Source organism: Vibrio rhodolitus, assembly GCF_003350325.1.
GTDB lineage: Bacteria > Pseudomonadota > Gammaproteobacteria > Enterobacterales > Vibrionaceae > Vibrio > Vibrio rhodolitus.
Genome location: NZ_QLYZ01000005.1, coordinates 18187 through 31675 on the forward strand (window position 1 = coordinate 18187; position 13489 = coordinate 31675).

General features: G+C 45.5%; 13 protein-coding genes. 8 read left to right on the forward strand and 5 right to left on the reverse strand.

All coding sequences use genetic code 11. From position 1 onward, the window contains the following. Positions 1 to 13 precede the first annotated feature (13 nt). The 3 genes from glgB to DPF93_RS06700 all read left to right on the forward strand — a co-directional run bounded on the left by glgB (position 14) and on the right by DPF93_RS06700 (position 3212). A complete protein-coding gene (gene glgB, locus DPF93_RS06690; protein ID WP_114765441.1) occupies positions 14 to 2194 on the forward strand; it encodes a 1,4-alpha-glucan branching protein GlgB in 2181 nt (726 codons plus the stop codon). A gap of 101 nt (positions 2195 to 2295) precedes the next feature. Continuing rightward, positions 2296 to 2682 (forward strand): MAPEG family protein, encoded by a 387-nt coding sequence (locus DPF93_RS06695; RefSeq protein ID WP_114765442.1) that lies wholly within the window; start codon positions 2296 to 2298, stop codon positions 2680 to 2682. A 2-nt stretch (positions 2683 to 2684) separates the two neighbouring features. Continuing rightward, complete coding sequence (locus DPF93_RS06700) at positions 2685 to 3212, forward strand: DNA mismatch repair protein (protein ID WP_114765443.1); 528 nt, start codon at positions 2685 to 2687, stop codon at positions 3210 to 3212. Positions 3213 to 3262: 50 nt separating this feature from the next. Here DPF93_RS06700 and DPF93_RS06705 read toward each other — a convergent pair whose 3' ends face one another. After that, positions 3263 to 4285 carry an acyltransferase gene (locus tag DPF93_RS06705; RefSeq protein WP_114765444.1) on the reverse strand — a complete coding sequence of 341 codons (1023 nt, stop codon included), beginning with the start codon at positions 4283 to 4285 and terminating at the stop codon, positions 3263 to 3265. 211 nt (positions 4286 to 4496) lie between these two features. Here DPF93_RS06705 and DPF93_RS06710 point away from each other — a divergent pair, with 211 nt between their 5' ends. From DPF93_RS06710 to DPF93_RS06725, 4 genes are all read left to right on the forward strand, one after another. Beyond that, entirely contained in the window at positions 4497 to 5093 is a 597-nt protein-coding gene (locus tag DPF93_RS06710) for a TetR/AcrR family transcriptional regulator (RefSeq protein ID WP_114765445.1), read from the forward strand. Positions 5094 to 5295: 202 nt separating this feature from the next. Then, on the forward strand, positions 5296 to 6150 hold the full coding sequence (locus DPF93_RS06715) for an alpha/beta hydrolase (protein WP_114765446.1): 855 nt from the start codon (positions 5296 to 5298) through the stop codon (positions 6148 to 6150). A gap of 119 nt (positions 6151 to 6269) precedes the next feature. Further along, a complete protein-coding gene (locus tag DPF93_RS06720; RefSeq protein WP_114765447.1) occupies positions 6270 to 7658 on the forward strand; it encodes an SLC13 family permease in 1389 nt (462 codons plus the stop codon). A gap of 168 nt (positions 7659 to 7826) precedes the next feature. Continuing rightward, positions 7827 to 8099, forward strand: coding sequence for a nitrogenase-stabilizing/protective protein NifW (locus tag DPF93_RS06725; protein ID WP_114765448.1), 273 nt, complete (start codon positions 7827 to 7829; stop codon positions 8097 to 8099). A 108-nt stretch (positions 8100 to 8207) separates the two neighbouring features. Here DPF93_RS06725 and DPF93_RS06730 read toward each other — a convergent pair whose 3' ends face one another. From DPF93_RS06730 to DPF93_RS06745, 4 genes are all read right to left on the reverse strand, one after another. After that, complete coding sequence (locus tag DPF93_RS06730; protein ID WP_114765449.1) at positions 8208 to 8555, reverse strand: RidA family protein; 348 nt, start codon at positions 8553 to 8555, stop codon at positions 8208 to 8210. 247 nt (positions 8556 to 8802) lie between these two features. Then, positions 8803 to 9729, reverse strand: a complete 927-nt coding sequence (speB, locus tag DPF93_RS06735; RefSeq protein WP_114765450.1) for an agmatinase — start codon at positions 9727 to 9729, stop codon at positions 8803 to 8805. Further along, positions 9730 to 11640, reverse strand: a complete 1911-nt coding sequence (gene speA, locus DPF93_RS06740; protein WP_164675331.1) for an arginine decarboxylase — start codon at positions 11638 to 11640, stop codon at positions 9730 to 9732. Between the two features lie 341 nt (positions 11641 to 11981). Then, positions 11982 to 12338 (reverse strand): MaoP family protein, encoded by a 357-nt coding sequence (locus DPF93_RS06745; RefSeq protein WP_114765452.1) that lies wholly within the window; start codon positions 12336 to 12338, stop codon positions 11982 to 11984. Positions 12339 to 12587: 249 nt separating this feature from the next. Between DPF93_RS06745 and DPF93_RS06750 the strand changes: the two genes are divergently transcribed. Continuing rightward, a complete protein-coding gene (locus DPF93_RS06750) occupies positions 12588 to 13469 on the forward strand; it encodes a LysR family transcriptional regulator (RefSeq protein WP_114765453.1) in 882 nt (293 codons plus the stop codon). Positions 13470 to 13489 lie beyond the last annotated feature (20 nt).

Below are 13489 nucleotides of genomic sequence, written 5' to 3' on the forward strand. Positions count from 1 at the left end.
GGGAGAGAATAACTTGAACACCACGGTTGATAAAAAGGTACAGGCGTATAACCAACTTTCAGACGCATCTTTTGCAGATTCATTTTCATTTCTAGGTCCTTATTTGACTCCACAGCAAGGCTCTTTGCGAGTGTGGATGCCGGGCGCAGATAAAGTCGCGCTGGTACTGGACGATCAAACACGAATTCCGCTGACACAAGAGTGTGATGGTGGCTTTGTTCTTTCGCAAAAGCGCGATCTTCGTTTTAGCCACTACCGCTTAGCTGTTGACTGGTCTGGTGTCGAACAAATGATTGATGACCCTTACCAGTACCATGCGATTTACGCTGAGTACGATGATTTGCATACACCGAAAAATATGTATCGTCATATGGGTGCGCAGTTCGTCACGCTAGAGCGTGAAGGTAAACAAATCTCTGGGGTACGTTTTTTAGTTTATGCACCGCATGCCAGTGCTTGTAGCCTGATTGCTGACTTTAACCATTGGGATGGTCGTCGTACACCGATGCAGCGCCTTGATTATGGCATTTGGGGTATTTTTATTCCTGACTTGGATGAAGGTGTTCGCTACAAGTTTGAGATCAAGGGACCTAACGGTGAGCGTGTCGCCCACAAGGCAGACCCATGGGGCAGTTTTGCTGAGCAATATCCTTCTTTTTCATCTGTTACTTACGACCATGAACGCTATCAATGGCAAGATGCTGATTGGCAGCAACGCCCGGTTACGGATAAACGTAAGCAAGCACTTGCTTTCTATGAACTGCATGCAGGGTCTTGGCGCCGTGACCAAGATGGGCAGTTTTTGAATTATCGCGATCTTGCTGATCAACTGGTGCCTTACTTAGTTGATTTGGGTTATACCCATGTTGAATTAATGCCGGTTTCTGAACATCCATTCTATGGCTCTTGGGGCTATCAGCCCGTAGGTTTGTTTGCGCCAACCAGCCGCTTTGGCACGCCAGATGACTTTAAGTACTTTGTCGATACCTGCCACCAAGCGGGTATTGGTGTGGTGTTAGATTGGGTGCCTGCGCACTTCCCATCAGATGATCATGGTTTAGCTAATTTTGATGGTACGCCGCTGTTTCACGATCCTGACCCACGTCGTGGTTGGCACCAAGATTGGAATTCGTATATCTACGACATGAGCCGCGAGCATGTTAGACGCTTTTTGGTTTCTAATGCGCTGTATTGGTTTGATCAGTTCCATATTGATGGCATTCGTGTTGACGCGGTGGCATCGATGCTCTACCTCGACTATTCCCGCAGTCATGATCAGTGGATCCCCAATATAGACGGTGGTAATGAGAACTATGATGCCATCGCGACACTCAAGTGGATGAACGAAGAAGTCTACAAACACTTCCCCAATGCGATGACCATCGCGGAAGAATCGACGGCGTTCCCGGGCGTGTCAGCGCCAACCTATCTTGGCGGTTTAGGTTTTGGCTTTAAGTGGAATATGGGTTGGATGCACGACAGCTTGGCGTATATCAAAGAAGATCCTGTTCATCGTAAGTATCACCACAACACCATCACCTTCCCGCTGATTTATGCTCATAGCGAAAACTATGTGCTGTCGCTTTCTCATGATGAAGTGGTTTACGGTAAAGGCTCAATCCATAACAAGATGCCGGGTGATGAATGGCAGCAAACGGCGAACTTGCGTGCTTACTATGGCTACATGTATGGACAGCCGGGTAAAAAGCTTAACTTTATGGGCGCAGAGTTAGGGCAAACGGCAGAGTGGAACCATGATGATCAGTTGCAATGGTTCTTATTGCAATTTGGACGTCACCAAGGGGTGCAAGATTTAACTCGAGATCTTAATGCACTCTATCGCCAAGAGCCGGCTCTGCACGAGTTAGATTGTGAACCCAGTGGTTTTGAGTGGCGTTTGCAAGATGAAGCCGATGCCAGCATTTTAGCCCACGAGCGTATTAGTGAATCCGGTGAGCGTATCTTAGTGATTTCTAACTTTACTCCAGTGCCACACAGCCATTTCCAATTGGGTGTTCCTGTCGCTGGGCATTATCAGTTGTTGCTCAATACCGACAGTGCGAAATATCACGGTAGTGACTACAGTGTGCTTGAACAAATTGATACCGCAAACAAAGAGAGCCAAGGCTTAGCGCAATCGCTGCAAATCAGCGTGCCGCCACTCTCAACTTTGTTCTATAAGCTGATCGCGTAGCGAATCCCTTGAGAGATTAATGCCCCACTTAACCAAGTGGGGCATTTTTTTATCATGCGCGCGATTTTCTCCTACACTGATGAAAAAGGAGAAAAAACAAAATGATTACAGCTCTTTATGCTTCCTTGTTGGCGCTACTGATGATGTGGCTATCAGTTCAAGTGATTAAGCAGCGCCGCACTAATCGTATTGCTCATGCTGATGGTGGGATTGAAGGATTGCAAATCGCTCGTAGTGCGCAAAGCAATGCCGTTGATTACATTCCTATTACGATTATCTTGCTGGCTATGCTTGAGTATAACGGTGCCAACACTTTGATCATTCATGGCTTGGGCGTGCTATTTGTTGTTGGGCGCATCATTCATGCGCGCGCGATTTTAGCCAAAGATCTCAAAGGGCGAGTAACAGGCATGAAGCTGACTTTTGCCGTGATGTTTACCTTGGTGTTACTGAATCTTGTTTATCTGCCGTTTGATAAGTTGTGGTAGCCATGATGCTTCGCTGGCCCCCAGCGTGGTTGCTGGTCTTAATTGGTTTGGTGCTCAATATTCTTGCCATCCTGATGTCGAGCGTGGTGTTAGAAGATCTTAATCGCGATATGTCGGCACTCAATGAACGCAAACAAGACAACCTGTATTCGATTCAATTGACGTGGAATCGGGTAGAAACGCTAGAGCGTAAAAAAGAGCTGTCACTGCTTTACCTCAGTCAATCAGCTTTGGTGAGCAACCATGATGATACATCGCTTATAGCCAGTGAATTAACTATGCAGCTCAATGATTGGATCGGTGAAAAGATACCGCCTTTGCAGTTGGAGAATATCAGCCAGATCACTGCGATGATAGGGCAAGCACAGAAAAAACAGCGTGAGCAGATAGACAGTTATTATTTACAGAATTTGGGTTTTAACGAGCAGCTGTTGGCGCTAGATGAGCAGATCGCTTGGTATCGTAACATCAGTTTATTCTTGCAGGTCTTTGGTTTAGCGTTAATTTTGGCAAGAGATTTAGCGCGTTAAAACTAAAAAGGGCGCAACCGAAGTTACGCCCTTTGACCAAATGAACCAATTTATCTAAATAGCCACTTATTGAGTGGCGTTTTCTCGATGCCTTTTACCAGTAAGAGCGTCAGGATCACAGTGCCTGAGAACACCACCGCATCTTTAGCTGGGCCGGTTAACTGCATCGCACCAGTGACATTCATCATAACGATGATAATCGGTAGGTGCGCCACGTAAATGGCAAGTACCGATTTAGACAGGTTCATTACCCAAGCCGTGTTACCTAAGTTTGGTTTTGCCAGTAAGAACAAGAAAATACCGGTTCCCCACAGCATAGTGCCAAATAAATAGTCATTGGCATTAAATGCTTGCTCATAACCTGTTAGGAAATACGCCTCGCCAAAGTGCAGAGTCATACCGAGCAGCGCTAAAACGATTCCTTGCGCTGGGGAGGCTTGGATGTTTCGCTCGCGAATAACAAAACCAATCGCAAACATTAAGGTACTGAAAAATGGTCCATTACGAGTGAAAAACGGTGACCACAGTTCAGTGATGTTGACGTAACTGCCCGCCAGCACGCCGTAAATGTATAGCACCAATGCAACTGGCAGTAGCAAGCGACCTTTACCCGCTTGTAGCAGTAAGGCGGTGATCAATGCCGCGATCATCAAAGCTGGAATAAACCACAAGTGAACTAGGCCGCCCTCCAGCAAAGTATTCACAGGAGCTTGCATTAGGTAGCCCCAGTAGCCGCTGCGCTCAGCCAAATAACCCTCGGTCATTACCTTGTGTAAGTTAAATGGCATCAACAAACAGATAACACTCCAAATGACAAACACACGCAAAAGTGGAGCACAGTAACTCTTGAGCGTTGCCATTGGCGTTGCAGTGAGTTTTGGTTGAATTAGGTAGCCTGAGATCAAGAAAAACAGCGGCACGGCAAAGCGCGTCGACTGGTTAAAAATAAAGCCAAACCAAGGCGTTTCTTGGTAGAGAAAATAACTGAGGAACATTTGGCAGTGCATCGCCACAATGACGAAAATTGCCACGAGGCGTCCTAGCTCAATACTGGTGATTTTTTTGGTTTCCATTACGTCAACTTAAGTTATTAAATTGCGCACAAGCTAGCAGGAAACCACGTGTATTCAATGGATTTTCGTCAATTCCTACTCGATTTCAGCGCTGAATTTATATAATTCGAGATACAAATCAAGTTTAGCGACTGGTCTGATCTTCAATCAGACACTTGAAAAATAGAACGTTCGTGCTAAAAATAACCTATTGCAGTGAAATGGTAGTGCTATGAGTAAAGGGCGATTAACGCGCGAAGCGATTTTAGCCACCGCTTTTGAGTTGGCGAGTAAGAATGGTTTAGAGAGTTTAACCATTGGTGAGCTAGCCAAGCAGTGCGGCATGTCTAAAAGTGGTCTGTTTGCTCACTTTAACTCTAAAGAGAACATGCAGTTATCAGTGTTGGAGTATGCCAATCTGGTGTTTGCTGAGCGAGTGATTGTGCCAGCGCGTAGTTTGGGTGATGAAGATATCATCCATAAGCTGAAAGCGTTATTGGATCTTTGGCTTGGTTGGAATCATTCTTTCCAAGGCAGCTGTATGTTTCTTGACGCATGGAAAGAGACCGGCAGTAAAGAGACGCCTATCCAGCAGCAGCTTAAAGTAACCATTTTAAAATGGATTGATTACTTGACCATTCAATTGCGTAAAGGGCGCGACAATGGTCAATTTAGAGCTGACCTTGATTGTCAGCAGGCGACGTTTGAGCTTTATGGGCTTTACCTGAGTGCGCATTTGTTTTACTCACTGCGTGGTGAAGAGGCGAGCCAAGCGCACTTTTGGCAAGGCATTGATCGCCTGATTGCTGAGTGGTCAAAACCAGCCTAATGGATTGACGAAAGAACAACGAGGTGGATGGTTAAATGTTCTGTCCACCTTATTTTAGCAAGATAAAAAGCACGGTCGTTCGTTTTTTTGGTATTCGCAACGCCGCTGCCATTAAACCCATACCAATCGGGTTAAGTAAGTAGTCTGCAACAACAAGCAAGGGCTTGTTTCGATTGGTATCCATACCTCAAGGATAGGTAACATGAGTGAGAAGATTTATTTTAACACCTCGAACAAGTTCAGTTTCAAACGTAGCTTGGTCAATCTTTCGACGAGACTACACCACCGTTTAGCTCCGAGGCATGCAGAGAATACCGCGCGCAAGCTCTTACTGACGCCTGTGCGTACCAAGCCAAAAAACGCGCTGCCACAAGGTATGATCAAAGGAAAGGTTGAGTCTAAAGAAGGGGTATTAACCACTTATTCGCTTGGTTCTGGACCGGTTTGGGTGCTCACTCACGGCTGGTCGGGCACGGCAAGCCAGTACTTTCCTTTGATGGAACATATTGCGAGTCGAGGCTTTACCGCGTTGGCTTATGATCACCCAGCACATGGTGAAAGTGAGGGCGTTTATGGGCATATTCCAGCGTTTGTTGGTGGGCTAGAAGCGATACTCGACAGTGTTGATGAGGTTGCTGGGCTAGTGGGTCATAGCATGGGGACGGCTTCTGCAATTGAATGTCACCATATTAAGCTGGTGGATAAACCGCTGCTGCTGATCGCCCCTGTACTTGATTACCTAGATAATCTGTTTGGTAGCGTTGCGCGCTCTGGCTATTCAATGCGTTTGTTTAATGCTGTTGTAGAAGAGGTTCAGGAAGCTTATCGCTATCCAATCCAATCGATCGACCCATATGGCAAGTTGAAACTTCGCCAATCGCCAACCATTATTGTTCACGATGAAGCGGATAAATTCACCAAGTTTTCCGTATCGCAAAGAGCAGCGAATGAGATAGATAGTGTCGCTTTGGTAGCAACCCAAGGTCAGGGACATGGTCGCGTGATGAAGTGCCAACAGGTTTTAGATAGCTTTGATAAGTTAGTAGCCAAATCATAACCTTAACATTTATAACCATAATGTTGATGTGGTTAACAAATTCGCAAAACAAAATATTTCCTTAGAGGGTTATGTGGGATCATTTGCAATGCCAATTGGCCCTCATAAGGAAAATAACAATGAATAGAAATGATAGTGTCCCTTTGCCCAACAATACCCGGGAGTGGTTGATCAACCGCAATAGTTTAATAATCCTCGCGGATATCGCGTTATTTTGTACTCTCTACTTCACACTGCCGTTTGAACCTGAGGTTGTGTTAGGTCTGAGTATGCTTATTTTTGTCGCGATTCTATGGTTAACAGAAGCGCTGCATGTCACGGTCACCGCTATTTTAGTGCCAATAATGGCGGTGCTATTTGGTGTCTTCAATACTCAAACTGCCCTGAATAACTTTGCCAACTCAATTATCTTCCTCTTCTTAGGTGGCTTTGCTTTGGCCGCTGCGATGCACAGACAAGGCTTAGATAAAGTCATTGCCGATAAAGTGCTGATCGTTGCTAAGGGAAAGATGAGTGTGGCTGTGTTTATGCTGTTTGGTGTGACAGCGCTGCTTTCAATGTGGATCAGTAATACCGCAACAACCGCGATGATGCTGCCACTTGTACTTGGCGTTCTTAGCAAAGTGAATGAAGAGAGTGGTCATAAGACCTATGTCTTTGTATTGCTTGGTATCGCTTACAGTGCCAGTTTAGGTGGTATTGCCACTATCGTGGGTAGCCCGCCAAACGCGATTGCGGCGGCTGAAGTTGGCTTGACCTTTACTGAGTGGATGGCATTTGGTTTACCGACTGCGGCAATTTTGCTACCACTTGCAATTGTGATTCTTTACTCAGTTCTAAAGCCGGATCTACGAGGTGATTTTGAACTAAATCATGAGCCGGTGCAGTGGGATAAAGGCAAGGTCGTGACACTCGCGATTTTTGCTACCACAGTATTTTTCTGGATTTTCAGTAAGCCAATCAATGCAATGTTAGGTGGTTATGCCAAGTTCGATACTATCGTTGCGCTTGGCGCGATTGTGGCAGTCAACTTTGCCCGCGTGGTGCATTGGAAAGATATTGAAAAGACGGCTGACTGGGGCGTATTGCTGCTATTTGGTGGCGGTATCTGTCTAAGTAACGTCTTGAAAGCAACAGGCACCAGCGTATTTTTAGCCAATGCACTGAGTGATTCAATTGCCCACCTTGGCATCTTCTTTATCATTGCCGTGATTGCTGTGTTTGTGGTCTTTTTAACTGAGTTTGCGAGTAATACCGCAAGTGCTGCGTTATTGATTCCTGTTTTTGCCACGGTAGCCGAAGCCTTTGGGATGTCACCGGTGATCCTATCGGTGTTGATTGCGGTGTCTGCTTCGTGTGCGTTTATGTTGCCAGTCGCGACCCCGCCAAATGCGATCGTATTTGGCTCTGGACACGTGAAGCAAAGTGAGATGATGCGAGTCGGTTTGATTCTAAACGTCGCTTGTATTGTGGCTCTCACGCTTATCGCGATGGTGTTCTGGGCATAAACACAACAATAATAAAAATTTAGCTCAACACGAATCTAACGCCTTACTTTGATAGTGAGGCGTTTTGTTTTGTTCTGTTTTGTTAGCGATAGCGAAATCAAAGCAGCGTGGGTTTCGGTGTGTTAATTTAGCGTCCTGTTCATCTTTGCATTTATTACCTAAGTCGCCATGAGTAACGATATTCAAGCCAAAATCGCCAGCTTTACCTCGATAGAAGAAGCGTTGGATTACTTTGAAATTGGTTACGCGAGTAAGTTTATCAATGAGAATCGTATCGAATTGGTAAAGCGTTTTAACGGCTATTTGATATTAGCCAAACCGCAAGATTGGTTCGCTGCGCGTCGCGCGTTGAAAAATGCCTACTGTAAGGTTCAACGCTCAAAATTGGATAAGCATACCCGTCAGGCGTGTCGAGGCTGTACCACTTGCCAAAGAAGGTAGTGTACGAATATTTAAAATAAAGCGCAAAAGAGAGAAGAGAGTTTCATTAATAGCGGCAACTGCCTTTAGTTCGACCGTTGCCACCTAGCAGACTACCAGCGAGCGGAATTATTTCTCTGCTGCAACCACAGAAATTTCGACCAGTAGCTCTTCACGCGCCATGCTTGCTTGCACACAAGCGCGAGCTGGAGCATGACCTTCAGGTACCCAAGCATCCCACACTGCATTCATTTCGGCGAAGTGCTGCATATCTTTGATGTAGATGGTTGCCGACAGCATATGCTCACGAGAGCTACCCGCTTGCTCAAGTAGTGCATCGACTTTGTCTAGCATGGTTTGCGTTTGCTCAGTAATGCCTTTAGTTGCGTCAGCACAGACTTGACCACACAAGTAGATGGTTCCGTTGTGTTTAACAATGCGGCTCATTCTTTGGTTTGTTTCTTGGCGTTCTATCATGATTACTCTACTTCTTAACGGTAATGTTTACGCGCTAGAGTAATGAAATTAAGTCGCTTATTCGAGTCCAGTAGTTTGAAGAGGTGATCTCATCATGGATATTGAAATTCTATTGGCGCAGTGGATTGACACGAAGAGAGCAAAGTGGCTACTAAAGCAGCGCAAATAAAAAAGCCTGCCATTGATAGCAACCAATGACAGGCTAGAAGCAGTTTCGAGTGTTTCACTCGACTGTTAGGCTGAAGGATTACTCAGCTGACTTGCGTGAAGCCCAAACGTAAAGCAACTCAAGCGCGATAGTTGCACCAGCTAGTGCTGTCATGTCTGCGTGATCGTATGCTGGAGAGACTTCCACCACGTCCATACCCACCACATTCATGCCTGCGAAACCGCGTAGGATCTTAAGCACTTTATCTGAGTTTAAGCCACCACATACCGGAGTACCTGTACCCGGTGCGAATGCAGGGTCAAGACAGTCGATATCGAAAGTCACATAAACTGGCTTGTCACCAACGATGCCACGCACTTGCTCAACGATTTCGTCTGCTGACATATCGTTTGCTTGCATCGCGTTGATAACGTTGAAGCCGTGATCTTGCTTCTCGTACTCAGTACGAATACCGATCTGCACTGAGTGCTTCGGTGAAATCAGACCTTCGTTTGGCGCATGGTAGAACATAGTACCGTGGTCGTATGCACTGCCATTTGCGTAAGTGTCTGTGTGCGCATCGAAGTGAATCAATGCCATTTCACCGTGGTGTTTCGCGTAAGCACGTAGGATAGGTAGCGTGATAAAGTGATCACCACCTAGCGCCATCAGTGTTTTACCATTTTTAAGGATCTCACATGCCGCTTTCTCTAGGCGGTAAGTGAAGTCTTCTGCATCACCACAATCGAATACAAGATCGCCCGCATCAATCACTTTCGCGCGATCAAATACGTTGAAATCCCAAGGGAATTTTTTGCCTTCCCAAGCTAAGTTCACTGAAGCGCGACGGATAGCGTCAGGCCCCATACGAGCACCTGGGCGACCAGAAGTCGCCATGTCCAAAGGCACACCCAGTACCACTACGTCAGCATCGCTGCCGATAGGGTTACGTAGGTATGGTCGGCGCATAAAACTCATTGAGTTTGAGTAAAGTGAATAATCAGTTTTACTAAACAAATCATTCATTTAGAAATCCTCTAAGTAGGTGTAACCACAGAGACCTTGTTCCAGTTCTTGCAGTACCTGTTGTTGTTCTTGTTGGTCAACACGCTGGTTGACGAGCTCGCGATAATGCTCTCGAATGTTGTCTACGTCAATGTGTACGTAACGCAACATGTCTTCTACCGAGTCGCCGACATCGATTCGTTCGATGATCGCTTCGCCTTCATCGCTGACTGTCACAACTGCACTGTGTGTATCACCAAATAGGTTGTGCATGTCACCAAGGATCTCTTGGTAAGCGCCAACAAGGAAGAAACCCATTAGGTATGGTTTATCTGGATTCCAAGCTGGTACTGGTAGTGTTGTTTCAATACCTTGACCTTCAACGTATTGCTCAACTGCGCCATCTGAGTCACAAGTGATGTCCAGCATGACTGCACGACGGTCTTCAAGTTCATCCAATCCTGACAGCGGTAGTACAGGGAATACTTGGTCGATACCCCACGCATCTGGCAGTGATTGGAACAGCGAGAAGTTAACAAAGAACTTGTCCGCTAAACGTTCGTTTAGTTCGTCCAAAATTGGACGGTGGAAACGGTTCTTGGTGCTCATGGCACGACTTAGCTCAAAGTAGATGCGCAGTGACATCTGCTCTGCCCAAGCTCGCTGATGCAGGTTCAATACACCGGTTGCAAACTGAGAGTGCACTTCTGCCAAGTCTGCTTGAGTATCGTTATAGATCTCAATCAGCGCGCGAGCATCGCTGCCATCTTGCAGGTTGTGCCAGTTACGCCACATGTTTTGTAGTAGCGTTGGTGCATCTTCTTCCAGCGCTTCAACTTGCTCTGGTTGGTACGCTTCGGTACCAATTACGTTGGTGATCAGTACGGCGTGGTGCGCTGTCAATGAGCGACCAGATTCAGAGATGATCACTGGCATTGGTTGACCGTAAGCCTGACAAACATCACCTACTGTGCTGACGATGTTACGCGCGTACTCAATCAAACCGTAGTTCATTGAGTTTGATGATTGGCTACGAGTACCATCGTAATCAACTGCCAGGCCACCACCGATGTCGAAGAAATCGATCTTCGCACCCATTTCACGCAGTTCGCAGTAGAAACGTGCTGATTCATTGACACCGTTACGGATATCACGGATGTTTGCCATCTGTGAACCAAGGTGGAAATGCACAAGCTGCATCGCATCAAGCTGATCTTCTTTTTTCAGACGATCAATCACCGTTAGAACTTGCGATGCCGACAAACCAAATTTCGATTTCTCACCGCCACTTGCTTGCCATTTACCCGCGCCTTGAGAGGCGAGGCGAATACGAATACCTAAACGTGGTTTAACGCCTAAGCTCTTCGCTTCTTTCAGTACTAGATCAAGCTCAGAAAGCTTCTCGAGTACGATGAAAACTTTATGACCCAGTTTTTCACCGATCAGAGCCAGACGAATGTACTCACGGTCTTTGTAACCGTTACATACAATCACTGAACTTGCTTTCTGCGCTAGACCTAACACAGCAAGTAGTTCAGGTTTACTGCCTGCTTCCAAACCTAGTTGTTTTGTTTCTAGGCTGGCTTGGCTAGCAAGGATCTCGTCTACCACTTCTTTCTGCTGGTTTACTTTAATTGGGTAAACCAATAGATAGTTATTCGGGTATTGATACTCTTCAATTGCTTGGTTAAACGCCTGACAAATACCGTGTACGCGTTGATGCAAAATCTGCGGGAAGCGAACAAGTACAGGTAGGTTCAGCTGATGTTGTTCAAGCTGAGTAACAATATTACTTAATGGGATTTGGTGCGCTTTATCTTGAGTAGGAGATACGTACACTTCGCCTTGGTTGTCGATACCGTAGAAACCTTGGCTCCAGTAATGCACGTTGTAATCCGCGCGCACGCGGTCTAATTTGGATGTTTTTTCCACATCTATTCTCACGAAAATAGAGAGAAGAAAATGAATCAGTTTTGGCTGATATCACACCTGACACGGTAATGCAGATTTATCGTGTCCGCGCGCATTAACGGACAAAAAGCAACCAGAGTAAAACAAATAAGATCTATCGTGACGATTAATTATTTCAATTATTGTTGGCGGGAGAAATAGCTGAAAAGATGTGCAATTAAATCAGTAATTTCAATACTTGGTGGCAAGTTTTACTACCGGGTAAGAAAGTGGCGTGCGTTTTTCTTGCACTAATTGATGTTTGCGTTTAAGAGTGGAAAGAACAAAAAAACGCCCCTAATGGTTAGGGGCGTTTTTGGGGATTAATCTTCTTCGACTAGGCTGCTATCTTCAGCGTAATCATCACTTGCTTCAGGCTTGTTGCGACCATTTAGAGTATGGAAACGCTTACGACCACGAGCGAGTTGGATGTACTTAAGCCATACGCGCTCAAGTTTTGATTTTGCTTTACCAGGGTTTTCGATAACTTTAACGAAGTGTTTCTCTTCAGCATTTTGAGGAGACAGTTCGCCAGTTTCTAAACCAAGCATTGTATCGCCGTAGATAGTTAGGATTTCTTCTTCAGCTAAAGTAAAGTCACCAGACTTGGCAAAACCACGTGGAAATTTGGTGTTGTCGTAAAAACGCTTTTTGCCATGACGAAATTCAGTGTCAGACATTTCGATTGACCTCAAATGGTATGTTTTGGACGAAAGACCGCTGCTTTTGAGCTGCTAAATGTCACTTCGCCCGAATCAGCATTGGTATATGGCGAAAATTAGGCGTAAAGTTGCAAAAAGAAAAACAAATAATTTTTATCGTGGTCAGTAAATTATATTGTTAAATCCATGTAACACTTTGCGCATTCACGCTTTATTTATTGATGATTTCCCTGTTAATCTTGCAGCGCTTTTTTCTGAGGTATAACAATGGACGTAAAAGTCTTTAGAACGTTTTTAGAGTTGGCAAAAGTGCGCCACTTTGGTCGTGCTGCTGAAAATTTATATATAACCCAAGCTGCGGTCAGTGCACGCATCAAACAACTAGAAAGTCATTTTGATACGCAGTTATTTATTCGCGATCGTAACAATATCAAGCTTACGTCGGCCGGTGAGCGCCTTGTTAGCTATGCTGAAGTAATGGTAACGACGTTACAGCAGGCAAAACTGGAATTGTCACTAGAGAGTGGCAAGAAGTTGCAACTGACGATGGGCGGTACGCCTAATGTATGGGATGCCTATCTGCAAAACTGTTTAAGTACAACGACAGAAGCTTTTGACGGCTATGGATTTATCGCTGAAGTAATGGGACGCGAAGCGCTGATCCGCAGTCTACAAGAACGCACGCTAGACATGGCATTTGCATTTGACCAAATCAAAGCCGATGAGCTGCACTGTAAGAAAGTCGCTGACGTTGTATTGATGTTGGTATCGACTGAGCAACGCACCGTTGAAGATGTATTTGCCGATAAATATGTCTACGTAGATTGGGGTACGAAGTTTGTTTCTGAGCATGCGGATCGTCATGCCAAAATTCCTGCGCCTTACCTACGTACCTCAACTGCGCGTATCGCACTTGATTTTATTCTTGAAAAAGGTGGCAGCGCCTATTTACCAGCTTCTCTGGTTGAACCATTTTTAGCCTCCGGTCAGTTGAATAAAGTTGAAGGCGTTGAAGATTGGTGTCGCCCAATCTACCTCAGCTACCGCAAAGCGAGCAGTGCTGTTGAGGCGATTAAACAGGTTGAAGAGCTTGTTAAGGGAATCGACCCTGTTACCGCTTACAGTATTAAACAAGCGGCAGATTGCTAAGACCGATAGAAACCATCTCA

Coding starts and splice junctions, on each gene's coding strand:
- DPF93_RS06695 (WP_114765442.1), top strand. CDS start 2,296: ATGATTACAGCTCTTTATGCTTCCTTGTTGGCGCTACTGATGATGTGG.
- DPF93_RS06700 (WP_114765443.1), top strand. CDS start 2,685: ATGATGCTTCGCTGGCCCCCAGCGTGGTTGCTGGTCTTAATTGGTTTG.
- DPF93_RS06705 (WP_114765444.1), bottom strand. CDS start 4,285: ATGGAAACCAAAAAAATCACCAGTATTGAGCTAGGACGCCTCGTGGCA.
- DPF93_RS06710 (WP_114765445.1), top strand. CDS start 4,497: ATGAGTAAAGGGCGATTAACGCGCGAAGCGATTTTAGCCACCGCTTTT.
- DPF93_RS06715 (WP_114765446.1), top strand. CDS start 5,296: ATGAGTGAGAAGATTTATTTTAACACCTCGAACAAGTTCAGTTTCAAA.
- DPF93_RS06720 (WP_114765447.1), top strand. CDS start 6,270: ATGAATAGAAATGATAGTGTCCCTTTGCCCAACAATACCCGGGAGTGG.
- DPF93_RS06725 (WP_114765448.1), top strand. CDS start 7,827: ATGAGTAACGATATTCAAGCCAAAATCGCCAGCTTTACCTCGATAGAA.
- DPF93_RS06730 (WP_114765449.1), bottom strand. CDS start 8,555: ATGATAGAACGCCAAGAAACAAACCAAAGAATGAGCCGCATTGTTAAA.
- speB (WP_114765450.1), bottom strand. CDS start 9,729: ATGAATGATTTGTTTAGTAAAACTGATTATTCACTTTACTCAAACTCA.
- DPF93_RS06745 (WP_114765452.1), bottom strand. CDS start 12,338: ATGTCTGACACTGAATTTCGTCATGGCAAAAAGCGTTTTTACGACAAC.
- DPF93_RS06750 (WP_114765453.1), top strand. CDS start 12,588: ATGGACGTAAAAGTCTTTAGAACGTTTTTAGAGTTGGCAAAAGTGCGC.